The 19,901-nt window shown below is 71.4% G+C and carries 17 protein-coding genes; 14 read left to right on the forward strand and 3 right to left on the reverse strand.

The annotated features are described in order from the left end of the window. Nucleotides 1-21: 21 nt before the first annotated feature. From ACTXG6_RS22570 to ACTXG6_RS22605, 8 genes are all read left to right on the forward strand, one after another. Entirely contained in the window at nt 22-657 is a 636-nt protein-coding gene (locus ACTXG6_RS22570; RefSeq protein WP_445189785.1) for a TIGR03085 family metal-binding protein, read from the forward strand. 296 nt (nt 658-953) lie between these two features. Continuing rightward, the gene (locus ACTXG6_RS22575) at nt 954-2,627 is read left to right on the forward strand and encodes a ribonuclease J (protein WP_445190086.1); all 1,674 of its coding nucleotides are present in this window, start codon (nt 954-956) and stop codon (nt 2,625-2,627) included. Between the two features lie 119 nt (nt 2,628-2,746). Continuing rightward, nucleotides 2,747-3,127 carry a YciI family protein gene (locus ACTXG6_RS22580; protein ID WP_445189786.1) on the forward strand — a complete coding sequence of 127 codons (381 nt, stop codon included), beginning with the start codon at nt 2,747-2,749 and terminating at the stop codon, nt 3,125-3,127. Further along, nucleotides 3,124-4,377, forward strand: coding sequence for an RNA polymerase sigma factor (locus ACTXG6_RS22585; protein ID WP_445189787.1), 1,254 nt, complete (start codon nt 3,124-3,126; stop codon nt 4,375-4,377). Before ACTXG6_RS22580 ends, ACTXG6_RS22585 begins: the two co-directional genes overlap by 4 nt. 416 nt (nt 4,378-4,793) lie before the next feature. Beyond that, nucleotides 4,794-5,930 (forward strand): sugar ABC transporter substrate-binding protein, encoded by a 1,137-nt coding sequence (locus tag ACTXG6_RS22590; protein ID WP_445189788.1) that lies wholly within the window; start codon nt 4,794-4,796, stop codon nt 5,928-5,930. Nucleotides 5,931-6,029: 99 nt separating this feature from the next. Then, entirely contained in the window at nt 6,030-6,803 is a 774-nt protein-coding gene (locus tag ACTXG6_RS22595) for an ATP-binding cassette domain-containing protein (RefSeq protein ID WP_445189789.1), read from the forward strand. Between the two features lie 15 nt (nt 6,804-6,818). Beyond that, the gene (locus ACTXG6_RS22600; RefSeq protein WP_445189790.1) at nt 6,819-8,255 is read left to right on the forward strand and encodes a sugar ABC transporter permease; all 1,437 of its coding nucleotides are present in this window, start codon (nt 6,819-6,821) and stop codon (nt 8,253-8,255) included. 81 nt (nt 8,256-8,336) lie between these two features. Continuing rightward, nucleotides 8,337-9,518 carry an ROK family protein gene (locus ACTXG6_RS22605; RefSeq protein ID WP_445189791.1) on the forward strand — a complete coding sequence of 394 codons (1,182 nt, stop codon included), beginning with the start codon at nt 8,337-8,339 and terminating at the stop codon, nt 9,516-9,518. A 390-nt stretch (nt 9,519-9,908) separates the two neighbouring features. Here ACTXG6_RS22605 and ACTXG6_RS22610 read toward each other — a convergent pair whose 3' ends face one another. Continuing rightward, nucleotides 9,909-10,550: an MBL fold metallo-hydrolase gene (locus ACTXG6_RS22610; RefSeq protein WP_445189792.1), complete on the reverse strand. Its 642-nt coding sequence runs from the start codon at nt 10,548-10,550 to the stop codon at nt 9,909-9,911. A gap of 101 nt (nt 10,551-10,651) precedes the next feature. Between ACTXG6_RS22610 and ACTXG6_RS22615 the strand changes: the two genes are divergently transcribed. Further along, nucleotides 10,652-13,228, forward strand: a complete 2,577-nt coding sequence (locus tag ACTXG6_RS22615; RefSeq protein ID WP_445189793.1) for a DNA translocase FtsK — start codon at nt 10,652-10,654, stop codon at nt 13,226-13,228. 34 nt (nt 13,229-13,262) lie between these two features. Here ACTXG6_RS22615 and ACTXG6_RS22620 read toward each other — a convergent pair whose 3' ends face one another. Further along, on the reverse strand, nt 13,263-13,760 hold the full coding sequence (locus ACTXG6_RS22620) for an amino-acid N-acetyltransferase (protein ID WP_445189794.1): 498 nt from the start codon (nt 13,758-13,760) through the stop codon (nt 13,263-13,265). Nucleotides 13,761-13,892: 132 nt separating this feature from the next. Between ACTXG6_RS22620 and rimO the strand changes: the two genes are divergently transcribed. The 4 genes from rimO to ACTXG6_RS22640 all read left to right on the forward strand — a co-directional run bounded on the left by rimO (nt 13,893) and on the right by ACTXG6_RS22640 (nt 17,773). Next, the gene (gene rimO / locus ACTXG6_RS22625) at nt 13,893-15,335 is read left to right on the forward strand and encodes a 30S ribosomal protein S12 methylthiotransferase RimO (RefSeq protein ID WP_445189795.1); all 1,443 of its coding nucleotides are present in this window, start codon (nt 13,893-13,895) and stop codon (nt 15,333-15,335) included. A 74-nt stretch (nt 15,336-15,409) separates the two neighbouring features. Then, the gene (gene pgsA / locus ACTXG6_RS22630; protein ID WP_445190087.1) at nt 15,410-16,105 is read left to right on the forward strand and encodes a CDP-diacylglycerol--glycerol-3-phosphate 3-phosphatidyltransferase; all 696 of its coding nucleotides are present in this window, start codon (nt 15,410-15,412) and stop codon (nt 16,103-16,105) included. Between the two features lie 170 nt (nt 16,106-16,275). After that, nucleotides 16,276-16,629, forward strand: coding sequence for a helix-turn-helix domain-containing protein (locus tag ACTXG6_RS22635; RefSeq protein ID WP_445189796.1), 354 nt, complete (start codon nt 16,276-16,278; stop codon nt 16,627-16,629). 304 nt (nt 16,630-16,933) lie between these two features. After that, the gene (locus ACTXG6_RS22640) at nt 16,934-17,773 is read left to right on the forward strand and encodes a PspA/IM30 family protein (RefSeq protein WP_445190088.1); all 840 of its coding nucleotides are present in this window, start codon (nt 16,934-16,936) and stop codon (nt 17,771-17,773) included. Between the two features lie 97 nt (nt 17,774-17,870). Here the strand turns inward: ACTXG6_RS22640 and ACTXG6_RS22645 are convergent, their stop codons facing one another. Next, nucleotides 17,871-18,674: a DNA-formamidopyrimidine glycosylase family protein gene (locus ACTXG6_RS22645; protein WP_445189797.1), complete on the reverse strand. Its 804-nt coding sequence runs from the start codon at nt 18,672-18,674 to the stop codon at nt 17,871-17,873. Between the two features lie 37 nt (nt 18,675-18,711). Here ACTXG6_RS22645 and ACTXG6_RS22650 point away from each other — a divergent pair, with 37 nt between their 5' ends. Further along, entirely contained in the window at nt 18,712-19,899 is a 1,188-nt protein-coding gene (locus tag ACTXG6_RS22650) for a pyridoxal phosphate-dependent aminotransferase (protein WP_445189798.1), read from the forward strand. Nucleotides 19,900-19,901: the final 2 nt, after the last annotated feature.

The following is a 19,901-nucleotide window of genomic DNA, read 5'->3' on the forward strand; positions in this document are numbered from 1 at the left end:
CGAGGAAGAGGACTGACAGGCATGAGGCTGGTACCCGGCGAGCGCGCCGCGATCTGTGATCTGTTCGAGGCCACCGGCCCGGACGCACCCACCGTGCTGCCCGGTTGGCGCGCCGGGGAACTGCTCGCCCACCTGCTGGTGCGGGAGCGTCAGCCGCTGGCCGCGCCGGGCATCCTGGTCCCGGCGCTGGCACGGTTCGCCGAGTCGGCGATGGACACGTACAAGAAGGTGCCGTGGGCCGAGCAGGTGCGGTTGCTGCGCGACGGGGCGCCGCTCTGGTCGCCGTACCGGATTCCGCTGCTGGACGAGCGGGCCAACCTGCTGGAGTTCTTCGTGCACCACGAGGATCTGGCCCGGGCGCAGCCCGGCTGGCAGCCCCGGGCGGCGGAGCCCGATCGGGACGAGGCGCTGTGGTCGGCGCTGCGGCTGACGGCACGGCTGATGTACCGGCACAGCCCGGTCGGGGTGCGGCTGCGGCACGCCACCAGGGCGCGCGGCGCGGAGATCAACGCGCGGTCGGGACCGCGCCAGGTGACGGTGGTCGGCACGCCCGGCGAGCTGGTGCTGCACGGCTTCGGCCGCGAGCTGGCGCAGGTCGACCTGGACGGCGCGCCGGCCGATATCGAGGCACTGCAGGCCACCTCGCGGGGCATCTGACCCACCGCTGAGGAAGCCGCTAACCGGTCCGGTTGGCTTAGCGGTAATATCGGTGGTAATGCGCGCCTTCAGCCGATCTGGCGGCGCTAAGTGTGCCGGAGCCCCGATGCTCGCTGGCCCACCCCTGACGATGTCGCCCGCACTGCGCCGGCGACCATGACCTGGCCGGCCGAGCCGGCTACGAAAGTTGTTGCCCTGTGAGTCGTTCACACCAATCCAACCGCCGATCCTCGCGCGAGCGCGAGCGCGAGCGCGAGCGCGACCGCCCCACCGAGGCCCCGGCGCCGAACCCGGAGCTGCCGATCAGCCAGCCGCCCGAGCTGCCCGAAGGCGGCCTGCGGATCGTCGCACTGGGCGGCATCGGCGAGATCGGCCGCAACATGACCGTGTTCGAGTACGCCGGCCGGCTGCTCGTGGTCGACTGCGGCGTGCTCTTCCCGGCCGAGGACTCGCCGGGCGTGGACCTGATCCTGCCCGACCTGCGCGCCATCGAGAACCGGCTCGACGACATCGAGGCCGTCGTGCTCACGCACGGCCACGAGGACCACATCGGCGCCATCCCGTGGCTGCTGCGGCTGCGCCCGGACGTGCAGATCGTCGGCTCCAAGTTCACCCTCGCGCTGGTCGCCGCCAAGTGCAAGGAACACCGGCTCACCCCGCACCTGCGTGAGGTGCGCGAGGGGCAGAGCACCCGGCACGGCGAGTTCAACTGCGAGTACTTCGCGGTGAACCACTCCATCCCGGACGCGCTCGCGGTGGCCATCCGCACGCCCGCCGGCCTGGTGCTGCACACCGGCGACATCAAGCTCGACCAGCTGCCGATGGACGGCCGCCTGACCGACCTGGCCGGCTTCTCCCGGCTCGGCGACGAGGGCGTCGACCTGTTCCTGGTCGACTCCACCAACGCCGACGTGCCCGGGTTCGTCATCTCCGAGCGGGAGATCGGGCCGGTGCTGGAGAGCGTCTTCGACGACTCCAAGAGCCGGATGATCGTGGCCTGCTTCGCCAGCCACGTGCACCGCGTGCAGCAGGTCCTGGACGCGGCCGCCGCACGCGGGCGCAAGGTCTGCCTGGTCGGGCGGTCCATGCTGCGCAACATGGGGCTGGCCGCCGACATGGGCATCCTCAAGGTGCCGGACGGCCTGCTCGTCGAGCTCGACGAGGCCATGCTGCTGCCCGACGAGAAGCTGGTGTTGGTCTCCACCGGTTCGCAGGGCGAGCCGCTGTCCGCGCTGTCCCGGATGGCCCGCGGCGAGCACCGGCAGGTGCGCATCAAGCCCGACGACACTGTGGTGCTGTCCTCGTCGTTGATCCCCGGCAACGAGACCGCGGTGTTCGGCGTGATCAACGGCCTGACCCGGCTCGGCGCGCGGGTGGTGCACCAGGGCAACGCGCGGGTGCACGTGTCCGGTCACTCGCCGGCCGGTGAGCTGCTGTACCTGTACAACGCGGTGCGACCGAGCAACGTGATGCCGGTGCACGGAGAGTGGCGGCACCTGCGGGCGAACGCGGCGCTGGCGGTCAAGACCGGCGTGCCCGAGGACTCCGTGGTGATCGCCGAGGACGGCGTGGTCGTCGACCTGGTGGACGGCAAGGCGAAGATCTCCGGCCGGGTCGAGGTCGGCCGCGTGTACGTGGACGGTTCGGCTGTCGGCGACATCGGCGAGAGCACCCTGAGCGACCGTCTGGTGCTGGGCGAGGGCGGCTTCATCGCCATCACCCTGGCGATCGAGACGGCGACCGGGCGCACGGTCGCGCCGCCGACAGTCTCCGGCCGGGGCTTCTCCGACGACCCGAAGGCGCTCAACGGGGTGATCCCGCTGATCGAGGCGGAGCTGTCCCGCGCCGAGTCCGAGGGGGTCACCGACCCGCACCGGATCGCGCAGGGCGTGCGCCGCGTCGTCGGCCGCTGGGTGTCGGACAACTACCGGCGCCGGCCGATGATCGTCCCCACCGTCATCGCACTCTGAGTCGAGGCTGGCGCGAAGACAGTTCGGTGCGGGATTGCCGCGGGATGTCAAAGTGGGGCGGTCGGCCACGACCAGGGTGCGTATGTGCCCGCCGGGCGCCACCACCGCGAGGAGACGACGTGAAGTTCCTGCTGATCATGCACAACAACCCGGCGGTCTGGGAGTCACTGACCGAGAGCGAGCGGGACGAAGTGATGACCGGGCACGGCGATTTCATCAAGACGATCCAGCAGTCCGGCGAGATGATCGTGACCCAGGCGCTGGCCGACCCGTCGAACACCGTCGTGGTCCGGGTCCGGGTCCGGGGCGGGGTGCCGGTCGTGACCGACGGGCCCTACCTGGAGGCCAAGGAGTTCCTGGGCGGCTACTACCTGGTCGACGTCGCGAGCCGGGAGCGCGCCATCGAGCTGGCCGCGCTGATTCCGGACGCGCGGTTCGAGGGCCTGGGCATCGAGGTGCGGCCGGTGATGTTCTCCGCCGGTATGGAGATGGAGATTTGACCGAACCCGTCCGGGTGGACCGGCGCGTCGAGGACCTGCTGCGGGCGACCGCTCCCCGGGTCCTCGGCGCGTTGGTCCGCCGGTACGGCCATTTCGACGAGTGCGAGGACGCGGTCCAGGAGGCGCTGCTGGCGGCCTCCGTGCAGTGGCCGGAGCAGGGCGTGCCGGACAACCCGCACGGCTGGTTGAGCACCGTCGCGTCCCGCCGGTTGATCGACCAGATCCGGGGCGAGGCGGCGCGGCGGCGCCGCGAGGAGGTCGACTTCGCCCGGCTGCCGCTCGACGAGCAGGTCGGGGCCGCGGCGGACCGGGACGGCGCGGCGGACCGGGACGACACGCTCACCCTGTTGTTCCTGTGCTGTCATCCGGCGCTCACCGCCGCCTCCCAGGTCGCGCTCACGCTCCGTGCTGTCGGCGGCCTGACCACCGAGCAGATCGCCAAGGCCTTCCTGGTGCCCGAGGCCACCATGGGACCGCGGATCAGCCGGGCCAAGCAGCGCATCAAGGCGGCCGGCGCGACCTTCGAGCCACCGGCGCGCGGCGACTGGCCGGACCGGCTCCGGGTGGTGCTGCACGTCCTCTATCTGATCTTCAACGAGGGGTACACGGCGAGCTCCGGACCCGAGTTGCAGCGCGCTGACCTGGCCGCCGAGGCGATCCGGCTGACCCGCGCGGTGCACCGGCAGCTGCCCGAGGACGGCGAGGTGGCCGGCCTGTTGGCACTGATGCTGCTGACCGACGCCCGGCGCGCGGCGCGGACCACCGCCGACGGGGCGCTGGTTCCGCTGGCCGAGCAGGACCGGTCCCGCTGGCACCGGCCGGCGATCAGGGAGGGTCTCGAGCTGGTCACCGGGGCGATGGCGCGCTCGGAGCTGGGGCCGTACCAGTTACAGGCAGCGATCGCGGCGGTGCACGTGGAGGCGGCGCGGGCGGCGGACACCGACTGGGCCCAGATCAAGGTGCTGTACCAGATCCTCGAGCGGATCTCGCCGAACCCGATGGTCACGCTCAACCGGGCGATCGCGGTGGCGATGGCGGACGGGCCGGCCGAGGGGCTGGCGCTGCTGGAGCCGCTGGGCGAGGACAGCCGGATGGCCGGGCACCACCGGTTGCCGGCCGTCCGGGCACACCTGCTGGAGATGGCCGGCGACCGGAGCGGCGCCCGCGAGGCCTACGAGCTGGCCGCCCGGCGCACCGCGAGCCTGCCCGAACAGCGCTACCTGGCCGAGCGTGCCGACCGACTCCGCTAGCCCCGGGGCAGCCCGCACAGACGAGGTTCAGGTGGCACAGGGTCTGCAGGGTCTGTGTCGGCGGGACTGGGTCTGTGCGAGCCGGGTTCGGGCCTACTGTGCAGCTCGTGCACGGTGGGGCGGGGCGGGGGCAACAGGGTGGGAGTGACCGGCGGTACTGGTGGCCGGTTGCGGGTGTGACTGATGAGGCTAATGTGACTGCTGGTGAGTGGTTTCGGCGGACCCGGGGACGTGGCGCCGTCCGTGTCGAGCCGATGGCCGCATCTCAGCGGGATGTCATCGCCGTTGCGCAACCGTGACCCTGAATCGTTCGAGCCACCTTGTTGATGAGCTGCGGTCGGAAGTACGTTGTGCGCCACAACATATTCGGCGAAGGCTCGAAGGAGCGCCGCCGTCGAGGCTCAACCGGAGGAAACATGCGCAAGACCGGCAGGCGCGGCACCGCCCTGATTGCGGTGGGCGCGGGGCTGACACTCGTACTCACCGCCTGCGGTGCGAACAGTTCCGGCGGCGGGGGCGGCGCGGGATCCAGCAGCCCGTCGGCGGGCGCCGGCGGCGGCGCCAAGGTGGGTGTGGTCCTGCCCGACACCGCGTCCTCGGCCCGGTACGAGAGCTTCGACCGCCCGTTGCTGGACAAGGCGCTGCGCGCCGAGGGGCTCGACCCAGACATCCAGAACGCCCAGGGTGACGTGCAGAAGTTCTCCGCGCTGGCCGACGGAATGATCAACAACGGGGTCAAGGTGCTGATCCTGGACGCGCCGAACACCGACGTCGGCGCGGCGGTCGAGAAGAAGGCGCAGGCCGCCGGCATCCCGACCATCGACTACGACCGGCTGAACCTCGGCGGCTCCAGCGACTACTACGTCTCCTTCGACAACACCAAGGTCGGCGCGCTGCAGGGACAGGGCCTGGTCCAGGGCCTCGCCGGCAAGCAGGGCGCGCAGGTCATCGAGATCGAGGGCGCGGCCACCGACAACAACGGGACCCTGTTCTACGAGGGCCAGCAGACCGTGGTGGGCCCGCTGTACAAGTCCGGGGCGCTCAAGCTCGTCGCCAGCCAGCGCATCCCCAACTGGGACAACCAGGCGGGCGGCACCACGTTCGAACAGTTCCTCACCGCCAACGGCGGCAAGGTCGACGGCGTGCTCGCCGCCAATGACGGGCTGGCCGGCGCGGTGATCACCGTGCTGAAGAAGACCGGGCAGAACGGCAAGGCCATCGTCACCGGCCAGGACGCCACCCCGGACGGGCTGCAGGCCATCCTGCGCGGCGACCAGTACATGACGGTGTTCAAGCCGATCTCCGACGAGGCCAACGCCGCGGCGAAGCTGGCCGGCGCGCTGGCCAAGGGCGACAAGGCCGGCGCCGACGCGCAGGCCACCGCCAGCACCCAGGACACCAAGGCCAACCGGGCCGTCAAGTCGGTGCTGCTGACCCCGATCCTGATCACCAAGGACAAGGTCAAGCAGGTCGTCGACCAGGGCAGCGTCAAGGCCTCGGACATCTGCGTGAGCGAGACCCAGGCCGCCTGCGACCAGCTCGGAATCAAGTAGTCCGGCAACGGACTTGGCCGGGGCGCCCGTGAGTAGTCCGGGCGCTCCGGTCATCCACTGTGGTGTGTGAGACTGATGTGACTTTGATAGGAGGGCCCGGTGACCAAGCCGATCCTGGAGCTCACGGCGGTGAACAAGAGTTTCGGCCCGGTGCACGTGCTGCACGACGTGGACCTGGCGATTCGCCCCGGTGAGGTTACCGCGCTCGTCGGCGACAACGGCGCCGGTAAGTCGACGCTGGTCAAATGCATCGCCGGCATTTATCCGATCGACTCCGGCGAAATGCGTTTCGCTGGTGAACCGGTCAAGGTCAGCGGCCCGAAAGAGGCCGCAGCGCTGGGCATCGAGGTCGTCTACCAGGACCTCGCGCTCGCCGACAACCTCGACATCGTGCAGAACATGTTCCTCGGCAGGGAACGCGGCAAGGCCTGGGCGCTGGACGAGGCCAGCATGGAGCAGGCCGCCCGGGAGACGCTGGCGACGCTGTCCGTGCGCACCGTGAAGTCGGTGCGCACGCCGGTGTCCGCGCTCTCCGGCGGGCAGCGCCAGACCGTGGCCATCGCCAAGGCGGTGCTCTGGAACAGCAAGGTCGTGCTGCTGGACGAGCCCACCGCCGCGCTCGGTGTCGCGCAGACCCGCCAGGTCCTCGACCTCGTCCGCCGGCTAGCCGAGCAGGGCCTCGGCGTGGTGCTGATCAGCCACAACATGGCCGACGTCATGGAGGTCTCGGACCGGATCGCGACGCTCTACCTCGGCCGGCTGGTGGCCGACCTGCCGCGCCGCGACCTGACGCACAGCCAGGTCGTCGAGCTGATCACCGCCGGCCGGTCGGGCGAGCTCGGCCTGGCCCGCCCCGACACGGTAACGATCTAGCGGCGAGGACCGGACATGACTGAGACTTCTCCGGCCGGCGCGCCCCCCACCCCGGGCCGCTCGCCCCAGGCCGAGGCGGTATCCGACTTCGGCATCGACACCACCTCCCGCTCCACCACCGAGGCGGTCGGCGACTACCTGGCCAAGGTCCGAGGCGGTGAGCTCGGCTCACTGCCCGCCCTGTTCGGCCTGGTCGTGCTGCTGATCCTGTTCTCGGTGGCCTCGGACAGCTTCCTGACCCTCGGCAACATCGCGAACCTGCTGGCCCAGGGCGCCGGCGTGACCATCATCGCGATGGGCCTGGTGTTCGTCCTGCTGCTCGGCGAGATCGACCTGTCCGCCGGCACCGCGTCCGGTGTCACGGCGGCGGTGCTGGCACTGCACCTGGTCACCGGCGGCAACCTGCTCGGCAAGCTGGGCATCGGCGTGTTCGCGCTGTTCTGCCTGCTGCTGCTGGTGGCCATCGGGATCGCGGTCCAGCTGAAGATCTGGTACGCGGTGGCGCCGCCGGCGATCGCGCTGCTGATCGTGCTGATCGGGTTCGGTCCCAACCCGTGGCTGGAGATGGTGCTGGCCATCTGCGTGGGTACCGCGATCGGCCTGCTCACCGGGTTCCTGGTGTCCCGCATCGGCATCCCGTCGTTCGTGGTCACACTGGCCCTGTTCCTGGCCTGGCAGGGCGTGATCCTGCAGTTCATCGGCGACGGCGGCACCCTGTCCCTGCAGAACGACACCCTGTTCGCGGTGGCCAACGGCAACCTGCCGCCGTGGGCGAGCTGGGTGCTGTTCGTGCTCGCCGGCGGCGGCTACGCAGCGGTCGTGCTCGGGCGGCACTACCGCCGGCTGCGCAACGGACTGGTCACCCAGCCCACCCCGCTGGTGCTGACCAAGGTCGCGGTGGTCGTGGTGCTCGCCGCGATCGGCACCTTCCTGCTCGCGCTGAACCGGTCACAGAGCTCGCTGATCGTGATCAGCGGCGTCCCCTACGTGGTGCCGATCATCCTGGTGCTGCTGGTGGCCGGCACCTACGTGCTGGACCGCACCAGCTACGGGCGGCACATCTACGCGGTCGGCGGCAACATCGAGGCGGCCCGGCGCGCCGGCGTCAACGTGCCCCGGATCCGGGCCAGCGTCTTCGTGGTCTCGGCGAGCATGGCCGCCATCGGTGCCATCGTCTACTCCTCGAAGGTCGGTTCGGTCGACCCGAACGCCGGCAACGGCACCACGCTGCTCTACGCGGTGGGGGCCGCGGTGATCGGCGGTACCTCGCTGTTCGGCGGCCGGGGTCGGATGAGCAACGCGGTGATCGGCGGCACGGTGATCGCGCTGGTGCAGAACGGTCTGGGGCTGCTCAAACAACCCGCGTCGGTGGTGCTCGTGGTCACCGGTGTGGTGCTGCTGCTCGCGGCGAGCGTGGACGCGCTGTCCCGGCGACGGTCGGCGGTGCGGTGATCGGAATACCGGCACGGGGGGCGTTATCGGCACGGAACGAACTTTCGGCACGCAACCGGCGAGCCCGACGCGTAGTCCAGTGTGAGTAGCACGATCACCGAGGGCGCCCGTCCGGACGACGCGAGGCGACACAACAGAGGTGCGGTCCTGCGGCGACTGCACCTCGACGGACCGTGCACCCGTGCGGTACTGGCCACCGAGTTCGGCCTCAACCGCAGCACGATCAAGGCGGTGGTGGACGGGCTGGCGGACACCGGCCTGGTCAGCGAGCGGCTGCCGTCCCGGCGCAGCGGTGCCGGCCGGCCGTCGCTGTTGGTGGTGCCGAACCCCCAGGCCGCGCTGGTGCTGGCCACCGACATCCGGGTGGACCGGGTGGCGATGGCCCTGTTCGGGCTGGGCGGGGAGATCCTCGGCCGGCTCAGCTGGCGGCTGCGCCCCGGCTCCGCCTCACCCCGCGACGTGATCACCCGGGTGCTCGAGTCGGCGGTGGTGCTGGCCAGCGAGCTGTCGCTGCCGGTGGTCGCCGCCGGCGTCTCGATACCCGGTGTGGTGCGGCAGTCCGACGGCCTGGTGCGGGAGGCGCCGCACCTGCGCTGGGTGGACGTGCCGCTGGGGGAGCAGCTCTCGGCCGGGCTGCAGATGCCGGTCACGGTGGCCAACGACGCCGAGCTGGGCGCGCTGGCCGAGCTGACCCGGGGCGTGGCCCGCGGCGTCTCCGACGTGGTGTTCGTGGCCGGCGACATCGGCGTCGGCGGTGGGGTCATCTCCAGCGGCAAGGCGATGCGCGGCGCCGGCGGCTACCTGGGCGAGCTCGGGCACATGGTCGTGCGCCCGGACGGCCTGGAGTGCCACTGCGGCTGCCAGGGCTGCTGGGAGACCGAGGTGGGCGCGGCCGCGCTGTGCCGCGCGCTGGGCCTGCCGCTGGCCATCGGCCGCGGTGAGCTGCACGCCGAGCTGCGCGAGCTCGCCGACGACCCGCCCACCGCGCTCGCCCGGCTGTCGGACTACGTCGGCTGGCTGGGTCTCGGGCTCGTCAACGTGGTCAACCTGCTCGCGCCGCAGGTCGTGGTGCTCGGTGACCTGTTCGCCGCGCTGCCGGAGCCGGCGCTGCAGGTCGTGGCCACCCGGGTCCGGGAACGCAGCGTGGTGAGCCGGGCGGTCGGGCACACCCTGGTGGTGCGCTCCGCGCTCGGTCGGGACGCACACCTGATCGGGGCGGCCGAGGCGGCGTTCAGCCCGGTGCTGGACTCCGCCGCCGGCTAGAGATCCGCGGGCGTGGGAACCTTGGCGCTTGGGCAGAGTTTCTGGGCACATCCACCGCCGCGGCGCTGAGGCGTAACGCCGCGTAACCGACCAGGGCGGCCAGGTGTCGACCCTGGCGCGACTGGCGCCGTCCCCTGTCGCCGAGACCCACGTCAGTCCGGTATTTTTCGCTGATACCCGGACTCAGGTCGACCTCGACGCAATCCCCACCCTCGGGTCAGCGGCCTGAGTTCATCGGCTGGTCACCAACTGTGACTGTCGCGGCGTAGCGGCGGTCCGTCGATCATGACTGCGTGTCCCCGGGCGTGAGCGTCGGTCACATCGAGTCGCCCAGCTCGCAGCAGAGCATGCATTGTTCAGGGCACTAGACCCTGGGGGACCCCGGTCGGCTCACAGGTCGGTGCTCTCGCCCACCGGCAGCCGGACGTACTCCTGGCCGGTCCGCTCGCTGGTCACCCCGAGGATGTTGTCCACCACCATCAGCCCGACGTCGTTGAGCAGCCCGTCGTGGATGGAGAAACCCCGCCGGGCGCCGACCTTCTGGGCGTACTCCACCACCTCGATGGACTTGAGCCACGGCGCGTTGCTGGGCAGCAGCAGGGTGTCCACCGAGTCCTCGGGCACGGTGAGCGCATCGCCGGGGTGGAACACCCGCCCGCCGACCAGGTAACCCACGTTGTTGATCGGATCCATGTGCGTCGGCGCGTGCCACTCGCCGTACACGTGCACGTCCAGGCCGCCGATGCGCAGCACGTCGCCGTGCGCTGCCGGGTGCAGCCGCCCGGCCAGCTCGTCGATGCCGGTCAGCTGCGCGACCACCGAGGCGGGCGCCCAGACCACCAGGTCGGGGTTCGCGGTGGCGGCCGCTTTCAGCGTCTCCGGCACGAAGTGGTCGAAGTGCCCGTGGGTGATGAGCACCGCGTCCGCGTCGTAGGCCGCGGCCGGGTCGGTCAGTGCCCCCGGGTCGAGCACCACCGTGGTCCCGGCGTCCTCCAGCCGCACGCAGGCATGCCCGAACTTGGTCAGTCGCATGCACGTCACGCTACCTGTGCAGCCCCCGGCGGCGCCCGTCAAGCCGCGCGCGCCGAGGCGCTTGCGACGGTTTGACGGCCCGGCCGGCTACCGTGTTCGACATGGCAGGACGGTCGACCACGGGCAGACGCACGACCACATCCGGGGGCCGGCAGGCGCCCCGGGGCGCCTCCGTGAGTCGTTCCACCGCCCGCCGCGCGCCGGCCCGGCGCCCGGCCGCCCGGCCCCGCAAGGACATCATCACGGTGATCGGCATGGGGTTCGGTGGCCTGCGCCGCATCGTGGGCCGCACCCGCGACCTGGACCCGGCACACCGGCGGGACGGCATCGGCATCGTCGCGCTGGTCCTCGCCGTGGTGACCGCCGCCGGGATCTGGTGGAGCGCGGGTGGGCCGATCGGGGCCGCCGTCAAGATCGGGCTGACCACGGTGATCGGTGCCGCGTCGGCCCCGCTGCCGGTGGTGCTGCTCGGTATCGGGATCTATCTCATGTCCACCCCGTCGCACCCGGAGATCCGGCCCCGGGTCGTGCTGGGCGCCCTGCTGCTGGTGTTCGGCGGCCTGGGACTGATGCACGTGCTGCGCGGTGCCCCGGTGGATCTGCCCGGCTGGCGGCAGGCCGGCGGCGCACTCGGCTACGTCTCCGGCGCCCCGCTGACCCTCGGGTTGACCGGCTGGGTCGCCGCGCCGGTCCTCGCCCTGGTCGCGCTGTACGGGCTGCTGGTGCTCAGTGGCACCCCGGTGCGTGCGGTGGTGACCGGGCTCGGCTCGCTGATCCGCGGCGCCCCCGCCGAGAACGCCGACCCGGCGGGCACCACCGACGCCGACCGGCCGGTCGACCCCACCGAGCAGGCCGCGCTGGACGCCGTCCGGCTGCGCCGCCCGTCCCGCCGCCGCCAGGCCGGCAGCCTGGCCGACGCGGTCGCCGACGCCTTCGACCCTGACGGAGACCCACGAGACCCACGGGACGCCCGGGGCTCGGCAACCGGTCAGCCCAGCGTGGTCGAGGGGACCGTGGTGCCGCCGGGCAAGGCGCCCGCCAGGCCGCCGGCCGCCCCGCGCCGCCCGGCCGCGGCGGTCAAGCCGGCCGCCACCCCGGAGAAGGCGGCCGCCGCGGACTCGGACAAGCCGGTGGTCACCCGGGTCATCGACGGCGACTACAAGCTGCCGCCGTCGGACCTGCTGCCCGCCGGGGCGCCGCCGAAGACCCGCAGCGCCGCCAACGACGCCATGATCGAGTCGATCACCGGCGTGCTGGAGCAGTTCAACGTGGACGCCCAGGTCACCGGCTTCACCCGGGGTCCGACGGTGACCCGGTACGAGATCGAGCTCGGCCCGGCGGTGAAGGTCGAGAAGATCACCCAGCTGACCCGCAACCTCGCCTACGCGGTGGCCACCGACAACGTGCGGATCCTGGCGCCGATCCCCGGTAAGTCGGCGGTCGGCATCGAGGTGCCCAACACCGACCGGGAGATGGTCCGCCTCGGCGACGTGCTGCGCTCCGGCAACGCGCGCGAAGAGCAGCACCCGATGGTCATCGGGCTGGGCAAGGACATCGAAGGGCACTTCCTCTGCGCCAACCTGGCGAAGATGCCGCACCTGCTGGTGGCCGGCTCCACCGGCTCCGGTAAGTCCAGCTTCGTCAACTCGATGCTCGTCTCGCTGCTGTCCCGGGCCACCCCGGACGAGGTCCGGATGATCCTGATCGACCCCAAGATGGTCGAGCTGACGCCGTACGAGGGCATCCCGCACCTGATCACGCCCATCATCACCCAGCCGAAGAAGGCGGCCACCGCGCTGGCCTGGCTGGTCGAGGAGATGGAGCAGCGCTACCAGGACATGCAGGTCAACAAGGTCCGCCATGTCGACGACTTCAACCGGAAGGTGAAATCCGGGGAGATCACCGCGCCGCTGGGCAGCGAGCGGGTGTACCGGCCCTACCCGTACATCCTGGCGATCGTCGACGAGCTGGCCGACCTGATGATGACCGCGCCGCGCGACGTGGAGGACGCGGTGGTGCGGATCACCCAGAAGGCCCGGGCCGCCGGCATCCACCTGGTGCTGGCCACCCAGCGTCCCTCGGTCGACGTGGTCACCGGTCTGATCAAGACCAACGTGCCGTCCCGGCTGGCGTTCGCCACCTCCTCGCTCACCGACAGCCGGGTCATCCTGGACCAGCCGGGCGCGGAGAAGCTGATCGGCATGGGCGACGGGCTCTACCTGCCGATGGGCGCGGGCAAGCCGGTCCGGATGCAGGGCGCGTTCGTCAGCGACGAGGAGATCTCCGCCGTCGTCAACTTCGCCAAGGAGCAGGCGCAGCCGGACTACAACGACACCATCACCGCGCAGAAGGCCAGCGAGAAGAACGACGTCGACCCGGACATCGGCGACGACATGGACGTGCTGCTGCAGGCCGCCGAGCTGATCGTCACCTCGCAGTTCGGGTCCACCTCGATGCTGCAACGCAAGCTGCGGGTGGGCTTCGCCAAGGCCGGGCGGCTGATGGACCTGCTGGAGTCGCGCGGTGTGGTCGGCCCCTCCGAGGGCTCCAAGGCACGGGACGTGCTGGTCAAGCCGGAGGAGCTGGAGAACCTGCTCTGGTCCATCCGGGGCGGCGGCCCGGCCGAGGAGGACACCGACTACGACAGGGAAGACACCGACCCGGAGACCGAGTACTGACCCGGTGCCGGGCCGGTCTCCCGGCCCGCGCGGGTCAGAGCTCGAGCAGCATCCGCACGTTGCCCAGGGTGTTGGGGCGGACGTAGGCCAGGTCCAGGAACTCCGCGACACCGGCGTCGTAGGACCGGCGCATCTGCTCGTAGATCTCCGGCGACACCGGGGTGCCGTCGATCTCGACGAACCCGTGCCGGCCGAAGAACGTCTTCTCGAACGTGAGTACGAACACCCGGCGGACGTCGATCTCGCGGGCGGTCCGCAGCAGCGCCTCGACCAGCAGGTGCCCGATGCCCCGCCCGGCGAGCGCCGGGTCGACCGCGATGGTGCGGATCTCGGCGAGATCCTGCCACAGCACGTGCAGCGCGCCGCAGCCGATCACCTGTCCGTCCCGCTCGACGACCCAGAACTCCTGGATGTCCTCGTACAGGGTGATCAGGTCCTTGGCGAGCAGTACGCGCCCCGCGTACTTGTCCACCAGCGACTTGATCCCCACCACATCACCCGTGCGGGCACGCCGCGCGACCAAGGACGTCACGTCAGATCACTTTAGAGCGTGGCCCGGCGGCCATTCAGCCGGCCGCGCCACCAGTAGCGGCGCGGCGACCCGGACACCGCCGGATACCCTGGGGGTGTGCCATCAGGAAGAACAGAGCCGAGCGGACCAGCCATGCCCCGCGCGGCCCTGGTGACCCTGGGTTGCGCGCGCAATGACTTGGACTCCGAAGAGCTCGCCGGCCGGCTCTCCGCGCAGGGCTGGTCGCTGGTCGACGCGGACTCCGAGGGTGACCGGGCGCCGGACGTGATCGTGGTCAACACCTGCGGATTCGTCGAGCAGGCCAAGAAGGACTCCATCGATACCCTGCTCGCCGCCTCGGACACGGCCGCGGCGACCGGGGCCAAGGTGGTCGCGGTCGGCTGCCTGGCCGAGCGGTACGGCGCCGAGCTGGCCGCCGGGTTGCCCGAGGCCGACGCGGTGCTCGGCTTCGACCACTACGCCACCCTGGGTGACCGGCTGAACGACGTGGTCGCCGGGCGCCTGGTGGAGTCGCACAAACCGGTGGACCGGCGCACCCTGCTGCCGATCAGCCCGGTGCAGCGCCCCGCCGTGGTCACCGACATCGCGGTGCCCGGGCACGGCTGGGTGCCGGACGTGACCCGGCGGCGCCTCGACAACCGCCCGGTCGCGCCGCTCAAGCTGGCCTCGGGCTGTGACCGCCGGTGCGCGTTCTGCGCGATCCCGTCCTTCCGGGGGGCTTTCGTGTCCCGTCCGCCGGGGGAGATCCTGGGGGAGGCGGCCTGGTTGGCCGAGCAGGGCGTCCGGGAGCTGATGCTGGTGAGCGAGAACTCCACCTCCTACGGCAAGGATCTCGGCGACCTGCGCTCGCTGGAGCGGTTGCTGCCCCAGTTGGCCGCCGTGGCGGGCATCTCCCGGGTCCGGGTCAGCTACCTGCAGCCGGCCGAGACCCGCCCCGGGCTGGTCGAGGTCATCGCCCGGACCGAGGGCGTCGCGCCGTACTTCGACCTGTCCTTCCAGCACGCCAGCGAGTCGGTGCTGCGCCGGATGCGGCGGTTCGGCTCGGTGGACGCGTTCCTGGAGCTGTGCGCGCGGATCCGCTCGCTGGCCCCGGAGGCGGGCATCCGCAGCAACGTGATCGTCGGGTTCCCCGGTGAGACCGAGGCCGACCTGGCCGACCTGGAGCGCTTTCTGACCGAGGCCCGCCTCGACGCCGTCGGCGTGTTCGGCTACTCCGACGAGGACGGCACCGAGGCGCTCGACTACCCCGACAAGGTGCCGGCCGCCGAGATCCTCGAGCGGGTCTCCCGGATCTCCAGCCTGGCCGAGGAGCTGACCAACCAGCGCGCCGAGGACCGGATCGGAACCCGGGTGAGCGTGCTGGTCGAGGAGCTCGGCGACCCGGACGCGGCGGACGCCGACGGTGCCGAGGCCGGCGAGCCGGTCGGCGTGGGCCGGGCCGCGCACCAGGCACCGGACGTGGACGGGGAATGCATCCTGACCGGCGGTGGTTGGACTGTCGGGGAGTTGGTCGACGCCGTGGTGCTGGACGCTGAGGGTGTGGACCTGGTGGTGGCTCGCGCGGGGCAGCAATGACCACTGAACCGAGGCCGCCACTGAAGCCGGCCGAGTCGCCCCCGCCGTCGGGCCTGCCGTCGGTCGAGCCGGCGATGGCCGCGCCGCTGCAGTCGGTGCCGGCGGTGGTGCCGCCCGCGGCCGCGGCGCTGGCCGGGGCGTCCGCCTCGACGGCGTCGCCGGGATCGTCGGGCGAGCCGGCGCTGCTGAACGTGGCCAACCTGCTGACCTTGCTGCGGCTGGCCCTGGTGCCGGTCTTCATCGCGTTCCTGCTGGTCCAGGACGGGCACCAGGCCGGGTGGCGGCTGGCCGCGACCGGCGTGTTCGCGGTGGCCGCGCTGACCGACCGGTTCGACGGCGAGATCGCCCGGCGCCGCGGCCTGGTCACCAAGTTCGGCACCATCGCCGACCCCATCGCGGACAAGGCGCTGATCGGTGCCGCACTCATCGGGCTGAGCGCGCTTGGCGACCTGCCCTGGTGGGTGACGGTCGTGATCGCGGTGCGCGAGCTCGGGGTGACCGGCCTGCGGTTCTGGGTGCTGCGCCACGGGGTGATCGCGGCCTCCCGGGGCGGCAAGCTCAAGACGCTGGTGCAGAGCCTGGCGATCGGGTTCTACGTACTGCCGCTGACCGCGATGGCACCGGTCCCGGTCGTGGACTGGGTACGCTGGTGGTTGATGGCCCTCGCGGTCGCGCTCACGCTGGTCACCGGCGGCGACTACGTGTTGCGCGCGCTGCGGCTGCGGGCCAGGGGGTTGGCGGCGGCGCGCGCGGTCACCAGGGCGGGTTGAGCGGTTGCCCGGGCCGGCCGGTTACCCCAAGTGGTCACACGTTCGCCGTGGGCGGACAGGCCGGGAGGGTCGCGGCCGACTATCCGGCCCAGGAATCGGTAACGTGAGAGCACCAGAACATGAACCCATGAAGCGGAGCTCGCCGATGCGGGCAAGGGAGGTTTAGGCCGATGACCCTGCTACTGCGAGAGGCCATCGGCGGGAGCCTGCGCCGTGCCCGCACGCACCGCCGACGCACCCTGCGTGAGGTGTCGCACCAGGCGAGGGTGAGCCTGGGCTACCTGTCGGAGGTCGAGCGAGGCCGCAAGGAGGCGTCCAGCGAGCTGCTGGCCGCAATCTGCGACGCGCTGGAGTTCCCGCTGCCGGAGCTGTTGACCGAGGTGGCGGACGCGATGCGCCCGGTGCCTGTGCAGCCGCTGGTGCCGATCGGCACCCGGCACACCGACCTGCGTCGCCCTGTCACCGTGCCGCAGTCGGTGAGCGCGGGCACGCCGGCGACACCGCTGGTCAGCGTCGCCGCCTGAGCTCCCGGCACGGTGTCCGCCGCCGTCCGGCGCTGTCCGCCGTCGCTCCGTTCGTCGACGCGCCGCCGCCCGTCGTCCTACCGGTGCGCGGCCCGTGGAGCACGTCCTCGGGCCGCGCACCGCTGTGTTTGCGCACTGATCACCCGGCCCGGGCCTCAGGGGTGCCCGGAGGGCGGCGGTCAGGGGGAACCCCGATATCGTTCAAGTCCGGTGGAAGCGGCGCGCCGCTCCTGCCACCATGGATCTCGGGGGCGCGGGCGATCCGCGTCGCAGAGTCGGCTCGATGAACAGGCAGGCGGAGGAGATGGCCAACGGATTCGCGAAAGCCTGGAAGTATCTGGGGGCGTTGTTCTCGTCGAAGGTCGACGAGTACGCCGACCCCAAGATACAGATCCAGCAGGCCATCGAGGAGGCCCAGCGGCAGCACCAGGCGCTCTCCCAACAGGCCGCCGCGGTGATCGGTAACCAGCGTCAGTTGGAGATGAAGCTCAACCGCCAGCTCGGCGAGATCGAGCGGTACCAGGCCTCGGCGCGCCAGGCGCTGGTGCTCGCCGACCAGGCCCGCGGCCAGGGTGACGTGCAGAAGGCCCAGCAGTTCGAGCAGGCCGCCCAGGTCACCGCCACCCAGCTGGTCACCGCGGAGCAGTCCGTGGAGGACCTGAAGGTGCTGCACGACCAGTCGCTGGGAGCCGCCGAGCAGGCCAAGAAGGCCGTCGAGCGCAACTCCATGGTGCTCCAGCAGAAGATCGCCCAGCGCACCAAGCTGCTCAGCCAGCTGGAGCAGGCGAAGATGCAGGAGCAGGCCGCCAAGTCGCTGCAGCAGATGACCGAGATCGCCGCGCCGGGTAACACGCCCTCGCTGGACGAGGTGCGGGACAAGATCGAGAAGCGGTACGCGACCGCGCTGGGCTCGGCCGAGCTGGCGCAGAACTCGGTGCAGGGTCGGATGCTGGAGGTCGAGCAGGCCACCGTCGACATGGCGGGGTCCGCGCGGCTGGAGCAGATTCGCGCCTCGCTGGGCGGCGGTGGGGCCAGCGCGCAGCAGCAGCTCGAGGCCGACGCGCCCCGGCAGGTCACCTCCGGCAACTCGGCCGCACAGGACCAGGCCGCAACGCAGTCCCAGCAGCAGCCCAACCAGGGCTGAGTCAGCCGCCAGCGCTCGCACAGACCGGGTGCGGGCCGCACAGACGCTACGGGGTCTGTGCGGCCTGGGAGCGGTCTGTGCGGGCGTTTCAGGGCGTTCAGGGCGGGACCGGGCCGGGCTGACAGCGTGGGCAGTAGTACGAGGACCGGGCGTAGCCGATGTCGCCCTGCTCGCCGGTCCGGATCCGGGTGCCGCAGCGGCGGCAGGGCTGCCGGCCGCGCAGGTACACCCAGTGCTGGCGGCCGCGGCCCAGCTCGCCGGTGGTGGACTGCTCCGGCCGGTCGGCGTTGCGCAGCAGCAGGGTGCGGGCCAGCGTGACCGCCCGGGCCGGATCGGGCAGCTCGCCGACCGGCGACCAGGGCGACACGCCGAGCAGGAAGCAGACTTCGGACTTGTACAGGTTGCCGACGCCGGCCATGACCCGCTGGTCGAGCAGTGCGAGGCCGATCTCGGTGGCCGGGTCGGCGGTCAGGCGTCGCAGCGCCTCGGTCTGGTGGGTCTCCGACCAGGTCGGGTCCAGCAGGTCCGGGCCGAGGTGCCCGACCAGCCGCTGCTCGTCGTTGGTGGCCAACAGCTCGAGGTCGTGCAGCCGGAACCCGACGGCGACCCGCTCGTCGGTGGCCAGCACCGCCCGCACGTCGTGCGCGGCGCCGCGCCACCTGTCGGCGGGGCGGTAGAGGTGCCAGCTGCCGTCCATCCGGAGGTGACTGTGCAGACTGAGACCTGCGTCGAATTGAGTGAAAAGGTGTTTCCCGACACTACGCACGGCGAGCACGGTCCGGCCAGCTAGATCATGTGTTACCCAGCGCGGATGTCGCAGCTCTGCACGGCGCAGCCGATGACCGGCCAGCGCGGCGTTGAGCCGGCGCGCGGTCAGAAACACGGTGTCACCCTCGGGCATGGTGCACGATCGTGCCAGCGGGATGAGGGGAGTGCAGATGGTGCGGCCGGTAGCCGGGTTCGATCGGCTCGGTGAGGAGAACGCCTTCGCGGTGTTGGCTCGGGCTGCCGAGCTGACCGCGCAGGGCCGTGATGTGATCAACCTTGGCATCGGGCAGCCGGATTTCCGTACCCCGGACCACATCGTCGAGGCGGCGGTCCGCGCACTGCGGGACGGCAAGCACGGCTACACCGATGCGACCGGCATCCCGGAGCTGCGCGAGGCGGTCGCGGCCCATGTCGCGGGCAGCACCGGGGTCACGGTGCCGGCCGACCGGGTGATGATCATGCCGGGCGGCAAGGTGACCATGTTCGCCGCGATCATGATGTTCGGCGAGCCCGGGGTGGACATCCTGTACCCGGACCCGGGGTTCCCGATCTACAAGTCGATGATCGACTTCACCGGGGCGCGGGCCATCCCGGTGCCGATCCGCGAGGAGAACAACTTCGCGTTCGCGGCCGAGGAACTGCTGTCGCTGATGACGCCGAACACCAGGCTGGTCATCCTGAACTCGCCAGCCAACCCGACGGGCGGGGTCGCGCCGCGGGGTGAGATCAACCGGCTGGTCGCCGGCCTGCTGGACCACCCGTACGCGGCGGTGCTCTCGGACGAGATCTACGACCGGATGCTCTACGACGGGGCCGAGCACATCTCGCTGCTGAGCTTCCCGGAGATCCGCAACCGGGTGATCCTGCTCAACGGCTGGTCGAAGGCCTACGCGATGACCGGGTGGCGCCTCGGCTGGTCGATCTGGCCCACCGCGCTCGTCGACCGGGTGCGCCGGTTGGCGGTGAACGCATGGAGTTGCGTGAACGCGCCGGCCCAGTACGCCGGCATCGCCGCGCTGGAGGGCCCACAGGACTCGATGACCCGGATGGTCGAGGAGTTCGACCGGCGCCGGCAGGTCACCGTGGACCTGCTCAACGGCCTGCCCGGGGTGTCGTGTCTGCTGCCGCGCGGTGCTTTCTACACCTTCCCGAACATCTCCGGCACCGGCTGGTCGGCCAAGCCACTGGCCTCGGCGCTGCTGGAGCGGGCCGGGGTGGCGCTGATCGGCGGCCCGGACTTCGGCGAGCTCGGCGAGGGCTACCTGCGGGTCTCCTACGCCAACTCGGAGGAGAACATCCGCCAGGCACTGGGCCGGGTCAGCGAGTTCCTCACCGAACACCGGGCGGCCGCGCACTGAGT

This window comes from Pseudonocardia sp. Cha107L01 (genome assembly GCF_052566575.1).

What these genes read in the sequence shown, in the direction of transcription:
- ACTXG6_RS22570 (WP_445189785.1), top strand. Translation starts at nt 22, where the DNA reads ATGAGGCTGGTACCCGGCGAGCGCGCCGCGATCTGTGATCTGTTCGAG.
- ACTXG6_RS22590 (WP_445189788.1), top strand. Translation starts at nt 4,794, where the DNA reads ATGCGCAAGACCGGCAGGCGCGGCACCGCCCTGATTGCGGTGGGCGCG.
- ACTXG6_RS22600 (WP_445189790.1), top strand. Translation starts at nt 6,819, where the DNA reads ATGACTGAGACTTCTCCGGCCGGCGCGCCCCCCACCCCGGGCCGCTCG.
- ACTXG6_RS22610 (WP_445189792.1), bottom strand. Translation starts at nt 10,550, where the DNA reads ATGCGACTGACCAAGTTCGGGCATGCCTGCGTGCGGCTGGAGGACGCC.
- ACTXG6_RS22615 (WP_445189793.1), top strand. Translation starts at nt 10,652, where the DNA reads ATGGCAGGACGGTCGACCACGGGCAGACGCACGACCACATCCGGGGGC.
- rimO (WP_445189795.1), top strand. Translation starts at nt 13,893, where the DNA reads ATGCCCCGCGCGGCCCTGGTGACCCTGGGTTGCGCGCGCAATGACTTG.
- pgsA (WP_445190087.1), top strand. Translation starts at nt 15,410, where the DNA reads ATGGCCGCGCCGCTGCAGTCGGTGCCGGCGGTGGTGCCGCCCGCGGCC.
- ACTXG6_RS22635 (WP_445189796.1), top strand. Translation starts at nt 16,276, where the DNA reads ATGACCCTGCTACTGCGAGAGGCCATCGGCGGGAGCCTGCGCCGTGCC.
- ACTXG6_RS22640 (WP_445190088.1), top strand. Translation starts at nt 16,934, where the DNA reads ATGGCCAACGGATTCGCGAAAGCCTGGAAGTATCTGGGGGCGTTGTTC.
- ACTXG6_RS22645 (WP_445189797.1), bottom strand. Translation starts at nt 18,674, where the DNA reads ATGCCCGAGGGTGACACCGTGTTTCTGACCGCGCGCCGGCTCAACGCC.
- ACTXG6_RS22650 (WP_445189798.1), top strand. Translation starts at nt 18,712, where the DNA reads ATGGTGCGGCCGGTAGCCGGGTTCGATCGGCTCGGTGAGGAGAACGCC.